The following is a 15,382-nucleotide window of genomic DNA, read 5'->3' as shown; positions in this document are numbered from 1 at the left end:
AGTGTTATGGCACCTGTCATACAAGAAATCAAAAAACCGATCCTCCATATATCCTGTGTACCAAGAAAGGACACAACTCTCCTCAAAATCTCCCTTTCCCAAGATGATTTGGGGATCTTATACCGAGTGACTTCGGTTCTCTTCAACCACCGTTGGGATATTTTGGAAGCCGTAGCGGAGACAGCAAGTGATGGGCATGTGCAAGACTTGTTTGTGATCCGCAGTTGGGATGGTGCTGAGATGACAGAAAGCCTTCTCTCCCAAATTCGTTCTGATTTATATGCTCTTTTTTATGAAGGGAAATCGGTAGCGATGTACCTGCGCGAAAATGCAAAAGAAGAAATCCTTGTACGCAAAATTGGAGACTCAGAAGCATCACTCAAACTCTACAATCCTATTTCTTCTGATTTTACAGTCATGGATTTACGAATGAAAGACACTCCTGGGATTTTATTCCAAATCACAGAAGCATTGTATCATTTGGGAATTGATATCATTAGTTTTACAGCGAATAGTTTTGATGGAAAAATCCGAGATAGTTTTTTACTCCGCACTTCTCTCACAGGAGAGAAGTTAGATGAGAAACTTATGTTTCCCATGTTACGGGCAAAATTAGAATCTTTTCTTTAAGTAGTTCGTTCTTTTTGTTTCCCGAGTAAAATTGTAAATCCGCAGAGGAGAAGTAAGGAAACAAAAAAAGCAAAACTAGGTCCTTTCTGAAAGTATAACAGAGAGAATACAATGGGAGAAACAGCTCTTCCTAGGGATCCAAAACTCCTAAAGAGCCCAAGAGACCTTCCGAGATCTCCTTTTCCACTTTCTAACGAAGCAAACGAAGAAAGCCCTGGGTTCACTAGGGCACTTCCAAATGCTAAAAAGAAAAGGGAGACGAATAACCCCACAAATTCAGATCCAAAAAGTACTAAGAGTGCCATTCCCAATACCACTAAAACACCACCATATAGTGAGATTTTCTTTTCTGAAATTTTACCAGACAAACGTCTCACGACACCACCTTGCACAAGTATGATGATGATTCCAATGTATAAAAACGTAAATCCGATTTGTTTGGGGGAAAACTGAAATGTATCGGAAAGAAAAAAATTCACAACAAATTCAAAACCTGAAAAACTTAACACAAATAAAAGGTTGAGTAAGGAAATCCGAACCAAATTCCTAGATTCGATTTTTTTTAAGGATAAAAATGGATGGATTTCTTTTTCTTGAACCTTTTCTGGTTTGGAAGCAGGCAAAAACAAATACACGAGCACCATCGAAACAAGCGAAACTAAAATGGAAAAAAATGCAGAAGCAGGGAAAATCACAAACGTCCCTTCCTCATACATCGAATCTAAAAACGTCCATTGGGAACTAATACCACCAAGAAGTGGACCCATCACAAAACCAAGTCCGATCCCTGCTCCTAAAAAACCCATTCCTGCAGCTCTCGATTTTTCGTCCGTTTGGTCAGCCATTGCAGCTGATGCGACAGATAAATTTCCTCCCATCATCCCTGTAATGACTCGGCTCACAACAAACATCCAAAACTGGGAAGAAAACAACCATAACACATACCCAATTGTATTTCCAAACGTTGTGAAAAGTAATATAGTACGCCTTCCGGAATGGTCTGACAACCTACCCCAAACAGGTGCTGCCATAAATTGTAAAAAACTATAAATACTTCCTAAAATTCCACCAAACAGAACAAAGGTGTATTTGGTTTCACCACCAAATGATAAAAAATTTGCGAATGAATAAAATGTTCGAAAGAATACATCATCTCCCTTCGATAGAAAAAACTCTAAGGTCTTTGGGAACAGAGGAAACAAAAGGGAAAACCCCATCATATCGGTAAAAACAATTAAAAACAAAATGAATTGTATTTTTTTAGGAGACTGACTCATCAGGGCTACTCTCTGAGAACAAATAAAAAAAGCCACAGAAAACTCTGTGGCTTTTGGTGATTTTCATCAATTTCTTGAAACAATTATTTTGATTTTGCTTTGTCGATGAGAACCTTTAGTTCATCTAACGTTTGTTTCAATTTCTCTTTCACTTGAGGAGGAATTGCAGTGTCAATTTGTTGGTAAATTGATTGGTAGTTTGTTTGTAATTTAGCTACAATTTCATCATAACTTGCGTTAGTTTTTCCAAGTGCACCTTGAGCATCAGCAATGGTTTTGCTTAATAGGTCACGGATTTTTTGAGTTTCCGCTGATTTATCAAGTTCCCCTTTTGATTTTAACTCATTATAGACTTTCTCTAAATCCACAACTGCAGTTTTTAATTTTTCTTCACCAGAACGAAACAATGCGATTCCAGCGTTTACGACATCCATAACCAATTTTTCCATACAACATTCCTATCGAAGGGATACACCCTAGATTTTGGATTCCAAGTCTACGAAGGAAAAACAGGGATTACAATAAAAAAATTCCAACTCTTCCGATTTCTATGAGACATAGTCAAAATTGGACATTGACTTGGTTTTTGGTCCGATTAATGATTCAGTTGATGCCCAGTTTGATTCAGTTAATTCGAATCAACTGTTTTCAATGAGCTTTTTGATTTGGTCGCGGATTTTGGCCGCAGTTTCATAATCTTCAGTTTTCAGAGCATTTTCCAAAGTCTCTTCTAAAATCTGCAGGTTCGATTTGGGTAGGGCCTGGATTTTTTTCTCAGATGAAATGTTTTCCCCTTGGATTTCATCTTCTTTCATGATGATGCCAGTTTCATCTAACACAGATTTTGCGATAAAGATCGGTGCATTGGCACGTAAGGCAAGGGCAATTGAGTCAGAAGGCCTTGCATCCAAAGTGATGATTTCTTCATCTCGGCGCAGTTGGATTTTTGCATAAAACGTACTGTCAACAATCTCTTCGATTGTGATTCTCTGAACAGTGGCACCAAGAGATGTTAACATATACAACATCAAATCATGTGTCATAGGTCGTGGCGGTTTTGTGCCATCAATGACTGTGGTGATAGAATGGGTTTCGAGAGGTCCGATGAAAATCGGAACCACACGTTTGTCTTCCGAATCCTTCGGGCGTAGGAAAACGGCAAAACCAACATTGGTCAGGCTGATATCAGAAATTTTTACTTCATAAAACTCCATACAATATCGTTCCCTTTCCTGTTTTGTGGGCCCAGAAGGGCTCGAACCTTCGACCCGCAGATTATGAGTCTGCTGCTCTAACCAACTGAGCTATAGGCCCCACTGACTTCCAATCTTTCGAGGAAATAAGGAGAGACAAGCACAAAACAAGTGACTGGTCATTAAAGCGAAAGAAAGCGGTTGGATTCAAAAAAATCGGTGAGGTCCTTACGATCGGATTTCCATTGGATCCAAATCCAAAGATAGGGTTTCGCATCCATTCGCACCCAAACTTGGTTACGTAATGCATTTTGGTTTCGAACTTGGCCTGCTTCATACACTTGGAAAGTTTTGCCAAGGATGACTCTCTCATATTGTTTTGGCTCTATGGGTTGATGAAAAACGGACCCAACCCAAAGGTTTTTGTCCGTAATGGGTTCACTCCAAGGTAAAATCCTGACGACCATAAAAAATCCATCTCGTTTGGCAGGATACACTGTGAGTTTTTTTTGGCTCGTGGACTCGATTTTGACAACAACAGGTTCTGGAAATTGAAATGAAAACGATTCCCATAAAAAGTTTTGGTTTGGTTCCACAAGAGTCTGGGAAAGAATCGTATTAGATAAGGCCAATACAAAAAATAAAGGAATCGAAATACCTTTCATCACATGAAACAAACAACAAATGAAACCATCTGGCAAGTCAGAAATTCCGTTTTAGGGATCTATGTACATTTCCCTTATTGTTTCAAAAAATGTGATTATTGTGATTTTTATTCAGAAGGAATTGGCAAAGGACCAGCTAACGACGAATCAACGCTCTTTTCTTCTTATCAAAAAGAAGTTTTAGAACGAATTTCCCATTTTCCAAACCTAAAAAACAAAACGATTGATACTGTTTTTTTCGGAGGTGGGACTCCATCGAAGGCCACAACAAAACTTTGGGAAAACTTCCTCCACTTCCTTCGATCCGAATTTGAGTTTGCCCAAGAAACTGAAATTTCGATCGAAGTAAACCCAGAAGACCTAAGTCCAAACTTACTCGACGAGTATGCAAGGATTGGGATCAACCGCATGAATGTGGGTGTCCAAACACGGAATCCAATTGGTTTGGAATTTTTAGGAAGGCATTACGACAAAGAAAAATACGACTCTCTTCGTAGTACATTAACAAATTCCCCCATCAAACGTGTGGGAATTGATTTGATGTATGGAATTCCAGGTTTACAAGAGTCTGATTTTTTTTCCGACTTAACATATTTTTTAGAGGCGGGTTTACCCCATTTGAGTTTGTATTCGCTCACTTTGGAAAAAGGGACTCAGTATTCACGAGATGTAAAGGATCAGAAAAAAACAGAACCCGAAGAAAGCATCCAATCGGAAATTTTACTCACCTTACCCGAGTTAATGGGAAAAAATGGATACCAATGGTATGAAGTTTCCAATTATGCCAAACCAGGTTTTGAATCCAAACACAACCTTAAGTATTGGACCTATGAACCCTATCTTGGCATTGGACCTGGTGCCCATGGTTTCATCGAAGGTTCTCGGTATGGGAATCCAAGAAATGCGATGTCCTACCAAAAAAAACCGCCAAAAAATCAATACGAAGTGGCAACTCCCAACACAGAACTTGCACTTACCCTTTTTCGGTTGTTTTCGCCCTTTCAATATTTAGAGTTTATTCATACCTATTTAGATGTTCCCACACAAACCAAATACATCCAAACCATTCATAAATGGGAAAAACAAGGGCTCTGTTCCATCGCAAGTGGAGTTTTCCAATGGAAAAAGGAAGCATTACTTTTGTTAGATGATTTAATCATAGAAATTGCCGAATGAAAATTCTCTTTGGGTTTGCAAAATAATCCTAAAAAAAGATTGCCCATAGACCCCTCTCGAAAAATACTGTTCGTATCCCGGGCCTGTAGCTCAGTTGGTTAGAGCACTCGCTTGATAAGCGAGGGGTCACAAGTTCAAGTCTTGTCAGGCCCAAGAAAAGAAACGGGGCGTTAGCTCAGCTGGGAGAGCATCTGATTTGCATTCAGAAGGTCATCGGTTCGATCCCGATACGCTCCAAAAACCCGTTTTCTCTTCCCTTCTCTTTTAAAAATTTCTTGCTATCTCCCCTGATTCCGGTACACCAAGTGTGTCATGTCCGTAAAAGAAATCCTCAAAGACAAAGCCTCCTCCGTTCTTTCCATCGAAGAAGATAGAAATGTATTGGAAGCCACTCAGATGATGGTGGGTGCCAAAGTGGGATCACTCATTGTGACCTTCCAAGGAAAACTTGTTGGTATCTTTACTGAGAGAGACCTAATGCGTGTGGTTGCGAAAGACCATGCCAATTTAGATAAAATCAAATTAAAAGATGTGATGACCACTCAACTCACGGTTGCTGGTCCAGACGAAGATGTGGATGATATTTTAAATAATATGATCACAAAACGTTTCCGCCATATGCCTGTACTTGACGGGGACAAAATTATAGGACTCATTTCCATTGGAGATGCGGTCAAAACCAAACTGAATAAAACACAAGCCGAGATGCATATCCTCAGAGAGTATATGTATGGCCCACATTAAAACAGTCGGTTCTCCGTTAACAAATCAATTGTTTTCTCTAACACAATTTTAAGATTTTTCGTATCTTCTCTGTTATACGCGATTAATTTTTCAAGAGCTTCTTTGTTGTTTGTTTGTTGGTAGGAATACCAAAGGAGAGGTGCTTCCCTTCCATCCATCCCGGCGATGGCTTCGGGTCGCACAAGGCCTAATTGGATTTCTGATTTTTTTAATCCTCCTTTGATCCCAATGGAATGTAAGAGGTTCATCAGATCTAGTTGTGGATTTTTCACACGGAAGTGGAATTCTCTTTCTAAAAAGGGAATATCAAATCGCCTGCCATTATAAGTAACGATGATGTCTTCAGGAAAAATAGAATCAAATAAAAACTCTAAGTCTTTTCCTCGTTCAAAGGTGCGAATGGTTTCGTTTTGAAACAAACTCACAACTGTTGTCACAGAAGATTCCGATATCCCCGTGGTCTCAATGTCTAAAAAACAAAATCGTTCCGGAAAGTTTTGCCATAACCTCCAATACTCAAGGCTTGGAAGTTCATTAGTAAAAAATGTAAAATTAGCTTCTTGAAATTCCATTTCCAATTGTTCTAAACGTTCTTCTAAAATGGAAACTGAGGGTAAAAGTGGATCGTTTGTTGTTTTTTGGAATTGGATAAGAGAAGGCCAATCATACACACCAACACCAAACAATTGTTTTTCTTTTTTTTCTCCAATGCCTGGAAACAGTTGGAGGCTTTGTCTTAAATGAGATCCGTACATGATTTCCACCGTTTCAGTCCTTCTAAAAACACATCTTCCTTAGCACCAAATCCAATCCGAAGGAAACCTTCCATTTCAAAATTGGATCCAGGTAAAACAAATACACCTGTGCGATCAAACAGTTTGTCTGCATAGTCCTCAGATCTGATGCCATTTTGGATTTGTAACCACCCGACAAGACCACCTTCTGGTGGGGAAAAGGATTCCACCTTCGGCAAGTCCCACCAAACAGATGTAAAATGGCTTATATTATTTTTTACACGTGATTGAATCCTTGGGAGGAATGTTTCTTTTTCCTTTAGAAGTCCTAAAGCAATTCGTTCGGAAATCGGGTTTACTGTGTGTGTGAGATAATCCTTAAACGACCTTGCGCGTTTGATAAAGTCTTTGTCTGCGATGAGCCATCCTACCCTAAGCCCTGTTACACCAAAACATTTTGTAAAGGAACCAGTACCATAAAAACTCTGTTTGGGATCCACACCTGTTTTCCCCATTCCCCCACCTTTGGGTAAAAATCGGTAGTGTTCGTCGAATAATACGGTTTTCTTTTTTCTTTGTAAGATAGTAAGGAGTGAGTCCCACTCACTTGTGTCAAACGTCCTACCGGAAGGATTGTGAGGGTGGTTGATCAAATAGAGATCGGCTTCCATGCCCTCCCATGCAGAAGAGGAAAATGCGTTCGTATAAGGAATTGGGAGGATTTTAGCACCTAGCATTTTTGGGATTTCATACAAGGCTTGGAAAGCAGGCCAAACCAGTGCAAGCGAGTCACCTGGTTTCACCAAGAGTTGGAACGCAATGTACAAAGCCTCACCAGTTCCCGTTGTCACAAGCACCTCTTCTGGTGAAACACCTGGATACAAATTCGCGATTGCCTCACGGAGTTCGTATGAGCCTTGGTTTGGTGCATCATACATCGGAATTTGGGAAAGATCTTTCCAACTAAGTCCCGCCAAGGAAAGCATTTCCTCCATCGTATAGTGGGATAGACCACTTTCCCCTAAATTACAAAATGCGGTCAGACGGAATCGTTCCAGTCTATCTTCTATGAAAAATTCTCTTGGTTCCAAAATTGATTTCCAGACAACTTAGCTTCAAAAGATTAGTATGTAAGCTATGTTGAAACCAGAAGACAATATCCTATCTTGGACGAAATCACCTTTTTCTACAGAAATCCAATCCGAAGCCAAAAAGGCATACGAAGATTGGCAAAAAGGAATCACCTCGGAACTCGTCGATTCATATGCACACCCGCTCAGTTTTGGTACGGGAGGGATCCGAGGGAAAATCGGAAATGGAATTGGCAAAATGAACCTCTATACAGTGGGTCGTGCTGCTCTTGGTTTTCTTAGTTACTTACGAGACACAAAAGAAAAACCATCAATTGTCATCGCGTATGATTCCAGAAGGTTATCAAAAGAATTCGCGGAACTTTCAGCAGGCATTGGTGCTACCCTTGGAGTTACCGTTCATTTATTTCCGAAAGTAACACCTACCCCACTATTGTCTTATGCCATTCGTTATTACAAAGCAAGTGGTGGGATTGTCATCACTGCTTCTCATAACCCACCAGAATACAATGGATTCAAAGCCTATCTTTCCGATGGAGGTCAACTTGTCCCACCAGACGATGCCCTCATCATCAAACGAATCGGTGAGATTGAAGATTGGTCATCCATCCCTATGCTTTCCAAAACAGACAAAGTTTATAAAAAATATGTGAAGTCTGTAGGAACTGATTGTTTTAAAAGTTACCTAAAGGATTTAAAAAACGCAAAAATCCAATCCAAAGCTAAACCAAAAACTCGCAACAATTTTAAAATCGTATACTCTCCGTTACACGGGACTGGTGGAGAGTACATGAAAGAGATGTTATCCTATTTCGGATACAAATCTGTATTTTTAGTACCGGAACAAAAAAAACCAGATGGTGAGTTTCCAACTGTCAAATACCCAAACCCGGAAGAAAAGGAAGCTCTCGCCTTATGTGAGTTTCACGCCAAAAAGAAAAAAGCGGAAGTGTTCATTGCTACAGACCCAGACGCTGACAGATTGGGAGTGGGTGTTCGAAAGTCCGATGGGGAATATGAATATCTGAATGGAAACCAAATCGGATCAATTATGGCAGCCTACCTTTGTGAACAAAAAAAAGCAAAGGGCAAAGTATACCACTTAGTGAAAACCATCGTCACAACTGACTTACAAGAAGCCATTGCCAAAAAAAATGGAATCAAAATCAAAAATGTCCTCACTGGATTCAAATACATCGCAGAAGAAATGAAACAAATTGAAACAAAGAAAAACAATTTGTTTCTATTTGGTGGAGAAGAATCTTATGGATACCTTCCCGTACCATTTGTTCGCGACAAAGACTCCCTTTCGAGTGCACTTCTTTTTGTAGAAATCCTTGCAGAAAAAGGAGACCTACTCAGTTACCTGACAGAAATTTATTTGAAGTATGGACTTTACCGCGAAAGTTTGTATTCACTTACCTTGGAAGGGAGTTCTGGACAAACCAAAATCAAAGAATCCATTGAGGCCTTACGAAAAGAAAACCTCATTGGAAAAATGATTGGGGGAAGAAAGGTTGTGGGTGTCTTAGACTATGAAACACAAACTGCTTCCGGCAAAAGTAAATCCTCTGTATTCAAAGGGATGCCAAAATCGAATGTGATCCAAGTAGAACTGGAAGGAAATGCAAAACTTACCATCCGTCCTTCGGGAACAGAACCAAAGGTAAAAGTATATTCTTCTTTTGCTTCCCAGAAAAAACCGAAAAAAACTTCCGAGATCCCATCCCTATGGGAATCACTTGGATCTGAAATTTCCCTCGCTGAAACCGAATTTTTAAAACTAGCAGGCCTATTATGAGTTCCGAAACCAAAACCAAATTTGAAAGTATCAAAACACTTTCTGATAAATACCTTCTCAATACCTACAACAGATACCCAGTTGCCTTTCAATATGGTGTTGGAGAAATGCTCTTTGACCAAGATAACAAAGGTTATATCGACTTTTTAGCTGGAATTGCTGTATCCAATTTAGGTCATGGAGAAGCAGATCTTATTGAAGCCATCCGAAACCAAATGGATAAAATTTTCCATTCTTCTAACTTGTATTATTCAGAAGAACAGGCAAAACTTGCGGAAGTTATCATTGAAAATAGTATCCCTGGAAAAGTGTTTTTATGCAATTCAGGAACTGAGGCAAACGAAGCTGCTTTCAAACTCATGCGTCGCAATGGGGTAAACCAAAACATAGACAAACCAGTCATTTTAGCCCTACAATCTAGTTTTCATGGAAGAACTTTGTCTGCTATGTCCATGACGGGAAATGAATCGGTTCGAAATGGTTTTGGAGAACTCGCAGCTGACATTCATTTTGTGGAAGCCAATAACGAAGATTCTCTCATCCAAGCTTTTGAACAATACGGGGGATCCGTCGCTGGGATCATCATGGAACTCATCATCGGTGAAGGTGGTGTGATCCCACTTTCCCAGTCGTTTGTAAACCTGGCACGTAAACTAACAGAAGAAACCAATTCTCTTCTTGTGTTTGATGAAATCCAAACAGGCATGGGTCGAACAGGAAAGATGTTTTGTTTTGAACATTACGGAATGTATCCAGATGCCTTTACTCTCGCAAAAGCTCTCGGATCAGGATTTCCGATGGGTGCACTCGTTGTATCGAAAGAATATGAATCTGTTTTGGAAAAAGGGATGCACGGGTCTACTTTCGGTGGAAACCACCTAGCATGTGTTGCTGCCTATGAAACATTTAAGATCATCCTATCACGTAATTTGCTCGATCATGTCACAACGATTTCGGAACAAATGTTCCTTCGTTTAAAACAAATGATGGAATCTACGGGTAAAATCAAAGAAGTCCGTGGTCGTGGACTCCATATCGGTGTAGAACTCTTTACAGAATCAAGACCCGTTGTGGAAGAATGTTTAAAACGTGGTCTAGTGGTTAATAGCACTGCAGGAAAAGTCATTCGTATTATCCCTCCGCTCATCTTAAGCATCGAAAAAGCGACAGAAGGGTTGGATATTTTAGAATCAGTTTTAAAGGAAATGAAATGAAAAAAGTAGCAGTACTTGCCGGTGATGGAATCGGCCCAGAAGTTATGGAAGTGGCCCTACAAGTCGTAGGGAAAGCATTGGGAAACAAAGCAAGTGAATTTAGCTTTGAACACGCATTAGTTGGTGGGGCAGCGATTGATGCCACTGGATTTCCACTACCGGAAGAAACTTTAAAACTTTGTGAATCATCCAGTGCTATCTTTTTTGGATCAGTAGGTGGACCAAAATGGGAAGGCCTTCCTCCAGACAGACAACCAGAACGAGGTGCCCTACTTCCCCTTCGCAAACATTTTGATTTGTTCGCCAACCTTCGACCTGCGATCATATACCCAGAGCTAAAAAAAGCAAGTCCCATCCGAGGAGACATCATCGGTGATGGTCTCGACATACTCATCTTACGCGAGTTAACTTCTGGAATCTATTTTGGAAAACCAAAAGGCCGAGAAGGAAGTGGTGCTGAAGAATTTGCTTATGATACCATGCGGTATTCCAGAAGGGAAATTGAACGTATTGCTCGCACCGCATTCGAAGCAGCTAAAAAACGAAATAAAAAAGTAACAAGCATTGATAAAGCAAACGTTCTCACCACTTCCGTATTGTGGAGAGAAGTTGTAGTCGAACTTCATAAAAAAGAATACTCTGATTGTATTTTGGAACACCTCTATGTGGACAACGCAGCTATGCAGCTCATCGTAAAACCAAAACAATTTGATGTAATGTTATGTGAGAATATGTTTGGAGATATCCTTTCTGACGAAGCCTCTATCATCACAGGTTCAATTGGTATGTTACCTTCTGCTTCCTTATCCGAATCTGGGTTTGGACTCTATGAACCATCTGGTGGGTCTGCACCTGATATCGCAGGGAAAGGAATCGCTAATCCGATTGCTCAAATTCTTTCAGGGGCTCTGATGTTACGATATTCTTTCTCCATGGAAAAAGAGGCAGTGGCCATCGAAAATGCCATCCGCACAGTTCTCAAAAAAGGGCTCCGCACCCGAGACATCGCCGAGGAAGGAACAACAGTCCTTGGAACGAAAGAAATTGGTGTTGAAATCGAAAAGGCACTTGGATAAGGTACGTAGAACATCATGCAAGCTGGCATAGGACCGACAGGTAGACCATATCAGATTCTCATTGCTGAGAATTCCAAATTTCAATCGAAACAACTCCAACAGATTTTGGAATCGGAAGGTTTCAAAATCATCGGAATTGCGGAAACGGGAAAAGAACTTCTTAAACTGTATAAGGAAAATCGCCAACAAATTGACCTTGTCACCATTGAAATCTTTTTACCAGAAGTAGATGGTTATGCTGCATTTTGGGATATGAAAGAGATGGGAGTATTACCGAGGATTCTTTTTATCTCGGAAGAAAACACTCCTTCTGTCATCAAAGCACTTTTAGAAAACGGAGCGATGGACTATATTGTAAAACCCATCAAACGGGAAAAAATCTTAGAAAAAATCAAAGAAACTCTGATTAAGATTCCCAAAGTATAAAGTTCAAATTCCGACCCTCTTCTTTGGTCCTATGACTAAAGTAGAGAGGGCTTTGGAATACATCTGTATGTCGATTGACAATTCGGATGTTCTCACCAAAGCGCTGTTCCACTCTCTTTGTAATCGCAAGTCCCACATCCAAAAGAAACTTACCACCACCTCTGGGCATACAAACCTCATTTCCTAATTCAGCAAATAAAACAGCAACATCTTCTCCCACTTCATAATGGTTCCTTTGGATATAAGGCCCTAGTTCGAGAGATAACTCCTCAAATGAATAACCTTCACGGATAAGTTTTTCGATCATTTTCTCAGTAATTCCTAATTGTGTGCCTTTCCAACCTGAATGCAGGACCGATACAAACGGGCGTTGTGTGGAATAGAGGAATACGGGCACACAATCTGCAGTTCGCACCACAAGAACTTGGTTTTTTTGTAAGGAAAAAAGTCCATCCCCTTCTTTCACTTGGTTAACTGATATTTGATTTGTTTCAGAAGGAAACTTTTCAATGTGATCACCATGAACTTGTCCTAAACTATGGATCTGATACAATGGATTGGAATAGGTTTCTGAAAAAACCTCTCTTGTATATGTAAGCCAATCCTTCGCTGATTTTGGAAACTCTTGGTTTCCCTGGATCGGATCTAGAAGTTCCTTTTTCCCGAAAGTGCCATAGGTAATCTTTCCATACGGAAGGAATACAGATTGTTTCATTTTGAATCTTCTTCCCCAAAAAAGACTATTTGTTTCAAATCCAATCCTTCCGATAAAAAACGTTTCGTTAGGTCATCACAGTTCCAATCCTTCCTTTGGCAGAGTGGATTCATTTTGATTGGATCATAATTCCAAATGTAAAACTTAAGTTGCATAGAACGCCATCTATAAGTAATAAAGGGAAGATTTAATTCAGGTAGACGATGATCAAGTAAAAGATCGATTTTACGAAAATTCAAATCCTCATAAGAAAGTTTTGTTTCGTGACCAACCCTCCCCCTAACATCAATTTGTTTTTTCGCAAAAAATTTATCAGTAAGCCCTGACTCTGCTTCAAACGCAAAATTGGGTTTCAAATAATAAATGAAATGAGCCTGTGCTCCAAAAAATGCCACTCGAAAATTCTCTAAAGCACCATCATCATACCCACTCTGATCCATTAAAAGTTGTTCATAAAACATTCGTTCTTCCCCAATTCCATGCCAATCAGGCACACGTTTGCCATCGGATTTTAATGGGTCGGTATAAATCGCAGAAGAAAGGATAAAGAGCAAGGCAAACAAAATCGAATTTTTGGAATAGATTAGATAAAAACGATATTTTTGATTGGACTCAATTTGAGACTCGGTTGTCCAAAACTGGATCCTTTGGAAGGCCAAATATGAGAAAAATGGTAATATCGGAATCCAAAACCGATTCCCCATAAAATCACCACCAACATATAACACATAAAAGATATATAGTAAGAGTGTATAAATAAGGAATCGATTTTCTTTTTTTGTTCGAAAGATATGAAAGATTTGAATACCAGTGATTAAAATTAGAAACGGAAACAATGGATAGGATCTTAAGAAATACAAAAGATAATAGAACCCTTGTGAAAAGTAACTTCCTTTATTCCCTTTGGCATAAAAGGTATTCGGAAAAAAATCTTCGTAATAAAAAAAACGTAACCCACAAAAAAATAAAAACAAAACTCCAAAAACAATAGGTTCTTTAAACTGTTTTTTTCGTATCCAATCCAGTGATGCGAACACCAAAAACAAAGCCCCTTCAGGGCGAATGAGGGCTGCGAGAAAAAAAACGACAAACACTCGTTTGTTTTGTTTTTCCCAAAGTAACAATCCCCAACTTAAAAAAAAGGTAAATACAGAAGTTTCCAAACCCGAACTAGCGAATATGTATAAGTGGAATAAAAATGCCAAATGGACAATGAGGAGTGGGTAAATATTACCAAAGGAAATTTTATTTTCAGCACTAAAAAACAAACACAATATTAGAATATAAAAAAAGATTCCTGTGAATACAGACAACAGTTGTGGTTTAATACCTACAAAATAACCAAGCGATAAATAGAGAGTCCAAAGAAAATTCGTATATCCTTCTACTTTTTCCCCAAGATTAAATACCAACCCATTCCCTTCGAAGAAATTTCTAGCATATACAAAACTAATATAGGCATCATCACAAATCCATCTCCAGTGGTATGCTTGGTAAATCGCATACAAAAACATCAGGGCTGCTAATAGATAATAAGAAATAAAATTACGTTTTAAATCCAACATGGACTAATCCAATTCAAATGATTTGATAAATTCTTCAATGATTAGGATGTGGTCCATCTCAGGAGTAGGATTTTCTAATGAAGGTTCATAAAGATAGTCGTCAAATACATGAAAGTCAAAAATTTTTAATTCAAAATCAGGTAACGTGATGATGATGTTTTCTGCATGGATATCAAATATTAATTTTTCTTCTTCTGCCAAATACTTTGTGACTTCAATCACACGATTAAAATCCACTGCAATTTTTTTGAGTTTTGATTTTGAAATGACTCCAAACCTGTGAGAATCAAAATTTAATTTCCATTTTGGGAAAAGTTTATCCAAAATCGGATTTTGGTCTAATTTTTCATTTCGGATGGTAAACTCTTTTAAATGTTTCCCTGCAAGAAGCGGTTGTTGGTCACATGGTGTGAGAGTAACGTTTGGAATACCAAATGGATTTTTCCTCATTCGTAATCCCATAAAAAAACGAGTGGGTACGACTAAATCAGGAATCAGTGATTTTAATTTCCAATAGTGTAACCGTTCCAATCCTAAACGTTTGAACTTAAAATCGATTTCATCTTTTTTAGAATCTCGAAAAGTCTGTTTTTTTAAAAAATCCCTAAGTTCAATTTCCTCTGGTTTTAAAAATCTAGATAAATCCCTACCCACTTCTTTAAATAGGGAACCAAAAATCACATCGGAAGGTAATTTTGATTTTCCGATTTTGACAACTTGATTCCAGGGAAGTTTATAAACAAATTTATAAGAACCTCGTCCTATATAATCATCTAAGGACAGAGGCATAAAATTATCTAAAAATTCACGATTGTAACGATAGGTCATTCGAAAGACATGCGAGACAGGGAATAACTTCTCGTATAAATTTCGAATAAAACCAGATTTCCGGAGAACTTCATCCACTGGTAAGTCTTCCAGTGGAATGGGTTCTTCATTTTTATTTGGATCAACAAACAGCTCTTTGTCGAGGCCCTTCTCCAACAATTCCAAAAATTGCGGAATTTTCCCCCAACTAGGATATTGATTCCAGAGTTGTGAGATCCGATCACGGATCCCTTTGATTGGACCTTTT

The 15,382-nt window shown here is 39.0% G+C and carries 16 protein-coding genes and 3 tRNA genes; 9 read left to right on the top strand and 10 right to left on the bottom strand.

Features of this window, described 5'->3' with window-relative positions; genetic code table 11:
* Positions 1-6: 6 nt before the first annotated feature.
* Positions 7-630, top strand: a complete 624-nt coding sequence (locus tag ND855_RS04965; protein WP_265357438.1) for a hypothetical protein — start codon at positions 7-9, stop codon at positions 628-630.
* Here ND855_RS04965 and ND855_RS04960 read toward each other — a convergent pair.
* From ND855_RS04960 to ND855_RS04940, 5 genes are all read right to left on the bottom strand, one after another.
* Positions 627-1,907, bottom strand: coding sequence for an MFS transporter (locus tag ND855_RS04960; RefSeq protein WP_265357437.1), 1,281 nt, complete (start codon positions 1,905-1,907; stop codon positions 627-629). The genes ND855_RS04965 and ND855_RS04960 overlap by 4 nt on opposite strands.
* An 83-nt stretch (positions 1,908-1,990) precedes the next feature.
* Positions 1,991-2,356 (bottom strand): phasin-related domain-containing protein, encoded by a 366-nt coding sequence (locus ND855_RS04955; RefSeq protein WP_135638114.1) that lies wholly within the window; start codon positions 2,354-2,356, stop codon positions 1,991-1,993.
* 189 nt (positions 2,357-2,545) lie between these two features.
* Complete coding sequence (locus ND855_RS04950; protein WP_265357436.1) at positions 2,546-3,121, bottom strand: bifunctional nuclease domain-containing protein; 576 nt, start codon at positions 3,119-3,121, stop codon at positions 2,546-2,548.
* A gap of 26 nt (positions 3,122-3,147) precedes the next feature.
* Positions 3,148-3,221 (bottom strand) — tRNA-Ile (locus tag ND855_RS04945).
* 61 nt (positions 3,222-3,282) lie between these two features.
* On the bottom strand, positions 3,283-3,801 hold the full coding sequence (locus ND855_RS04940) for a hypothetical protein (protein ID WP_265357435.1): 519 nt from the start codon (positions 3,799-3,801) through the stop codon (positions 3,283-3,285).
* Between ND855_RS04940 and hemW the strand changes: the two genes are divergently transcribed.
* The 4 genes from hemW (at position 3,769) to ND855_RS04920 (ending at position 5,685) form a co-directional block, all read left to right on the top strand.
* Positions 3,769-4,941, top strand: coding sequence for a radical SAM family heme chaperone HemW (gene hemW / locus ND855_RS04935; RefSeq protein WP_265357434.1), 1,173 nt, complete (start codon positions 3,769-3,771; stop codon positions 4,939-4,941). The genes ND855_RS04940 and hemW overlap by 33 nt on opposite strands.
* A gap of 79 nt (positions 4,942-5,020) precedes the next feature.
* Positions 5,021-5,094 (top strand) — tRNA-Ile (locus ND855_RS04930).
* A gap of 11 nt (positions 5,095-5,105) precedes the next feature.
* Positions 5,106-5,178: transfer RNA gene (locus tag ND855_RS04925), tRNA-Ala, on the top strand.
* 75 nt (positions 5,179-5,253) lie between these two features.
* Positions 5,254-5,685: a CBS domain-containing protein gene (locus ND855_RS04920; RefSeq protein WP_265357433.1), complete on the top strand. Its 432-nt coding sequence runs from the start codon at positions 5,254-5,256 to the stop codon at positions 5,683-5,685.
* On the opposite strand, the gene ND855_RS04915 is transcribed toward ND855_RS04920, so the two are convergent.
* Both ND855_RS04915 and ND855_RS04910 read right to left on the bottom strand, forming a co-directional pair.
* The gene (locus ND855_RS04915) at positions 5,682-6,440 is read right to left on the bottom strand and encodes a ribonuclease H-like domain-containing protein (RefSeq protein ID WP_265357432.1); all 759 of its coding nucleotides are present in this window, start codon (positions 6,438-6,440) and stop codon (positions 5,682-5,684) included. The two genes, ND855_RS04920 and ND855_RS04915, sit on opposite strands and share 4 nt — an antisense overlap.
* A complete protein-coding gene (locus ND855_RS04910; protein ID WP_265357431.1) occupies positions 6,422-7,510 on the bottom strand; it encodes a pyridoxal phosphate-dependent aminotransferase in 1,089 nt (362 codons plus the stop codon). The genes ND855_RS04915 and ND855_RS04910 overlap by 19 nt, the downstream gene beginning before the upstream one ends.
* 46 nt (positions 7,511-7,556) lie before the next feature.
* Here ND855_RS04910 and ND855_RS04905 point away from each other — a divergent pair, with 46 nt between their 5' ends.
* The 4 genes from ND855_RS04905 to ND855_RS04890 are packed head-to-tail and all read left to right on the top strand — an operon-like array spanning position 7,557 to position 12,027.
* Positions 7,557-9,311, top strand: a complete 1,755-nt coding sequence (locus ND855_RS04905; protein WP_265357430.1) for a phospho-sugar mutase — start codon at positions 7,557-7,559, stop codon at positions 9,309-9,311.
* A complete protein-coding gene (locus ND855_RS04900; protein WP_265357429.1) occupies positions 9,308-10,525 on the top strand; it encodes an aspartate aminotransferase family protein in 1,218 nt (405 codons plus the stop codon). Before ND855_RS04905 ends, ND855_RS04900 begins: the two co-directional genes overlap by 4 nt.
* Complete coding sequence (gene leuB / locus ND855_RS04895; protein WP_265357428.1) at positions 10,522-11,601, top strand: 3-isopropylmalate dehydrogenase; 1,080 nt, start codon at positions 10,522-10,524, stop codon at positions 11,599-11,601. Before ND855_RS04900 ends, leuB begins: the two co-directional genes overlap by 4 nt.
* 15 nt (positions 11,602-11,616) lie before the next feature.
* Positions 11,617-12,027 (top strand): response regulator, encoded by a 411-nt coding sequence (locus tag ND855_RS04890; RefSeq protein WP_100727496.1) that lies wholly within the window; start codon positions 11,617-11,619, stop codon positions 12,025-12,027.
* Here the strand turns inward: ND855_RS04890 and ND855_RS04885 are convergent.
* From ND855_RS04885 to ND855_RS04875, 3 genes are read right to left on the bottom strand one after another with little or no spacing between them, the layout of a single operon-like run.
* A complete protein-coding gene (locus ND855_RS04885; RefSeq protein ID WP_265357427.1) occupies positions 12,008-12,742 on the bottom strand; it encodes a polyphenol oxidase family protein in 735 nt (244 codons plus the stop codon). The genes ND855_RS04890 and ND855_RS04885 overlap by 20 nt on opposite strands.
* Complete coding sequence (locus ND855_RS04880) at positions 12,739-14,307, bottom strand: hypothetical protein (RefSeq protein WP_265357426.1); 1,569 nt, start codon at positions 14,305-14,307, stop codon at positions 12,739-12,741. Before ND855_RS04880 ends, ND855_RS04885 begins: the two co-directional genes overlap by 4 nt.
* Positions 14,308-14,310: 3 nt before the next feature.
* Entirely contained in the window at positions 14,311-15,372 is a 1,062-nt protein-coding gene (locus tag ND855_RS04875) for a hypothetical protein (RefSeq protein WP_265359343.1), read from the bottom strand.
* Positions 15,373-15,382 lie beyond the last annotated feature (10 nt).

It is taken from the genome of Leptospira paudalimensis (assembly GCF_026151345.1).
Classification (GTDB): Bacteria; Spirochaetota; Leptospiria; order Leptospirales; family Leptospiraceae; genus Leptospira_A; species Leptospira_A paudalimensis.
This window is presented reverse-complemented; position numbering and strand designations above follow the sequence as displayed.

Coding starts and splice junctions, on each gene's coding strand:
- ND855_RS04965 (WP_265357438.1), top strand. CDS start 7: ATGGCACCTGTCATACAAGAAATCAAAAAACCGATCCTCCATATATCC.
- ND855_RS04960 (WP_265357437.1), bottom strand. CDS start 1,907: ATGAGTCAGTCTCCTAAAAAAATACAATTCATTTTGTTTTTAATTGTT.
- ND855_RS04955 (WP_135638114.1), bottom strand. CDS start 2,356: ATGGAAAAATTGGTTATGGATGTCGTAAACGCTGGAATCGCATTGTTT.
- ND855_RS04950 (WP_265357436.1), bottom strand. CDS start 3,121: ATGGAGTTTTATGAAGTAAAAATTTCTGATATCAGCCTGACCAATGTT.
- hemW (WP_265357434.1), top strand. CDS start 3,769: ATGAAACAAACAACAAATGAAACCATCTGGCAAGTCAGAAATTCCGTT.
- ND855_RS04920 (WP_265357433.1), top strand. CDS start 5,254: ATGTCCGTAAAAGAAATCCTCAAAGACAAAGCCTCCTCCGTTCTTTCC.
- ND855_RS04915 (WP_265357432.1), bottom strand. CDS start 6,440: ATGTACGGATCTCATTTAAGACAAAGCCTCCAACTGTTTCCAGGCATT.
- ND855_RS04905 (WP_265357430.1), top strand. CDS start 7,557: ATGTTGAAACCAGAAGACAATATCCTATCTTGGACGAAATCACCTTTT.
- ND855_RS04900 (WP_265357429.1), top strand. CDS start 9,308: ATGAGTTCCGAAACCAAAACCAAATTTGAAAGTATCAAAACACTTTCT.
- leuB (WP_265357428.1), top strand. CDS start 10,522: ATGAAAAAAGTAGCAGTACTTGCCGGTGATGGAATCGGCCCAGAAGTT.
- ND855_RS04890 (WP_100727496.1), top strand. CDS start 11,617: ATGCAAGCTGGCATAGGACCGACAGGTAGACCATATCAGATTCTCATT.
- ND855_RS04885 (WP_265357427.1), bottom strand. CDS start 12,742: ATGAAACAATCTGTATTCCTTCCGTATGGAAAGATTACCTATGGCACT.
- ND855_RS04880 (WP_265357426.1), bottom strand. CDS start 14,307: ATGTTGGATTTAAAACGTAATTTTATTTCTTATTATCTATTAGCAGCC.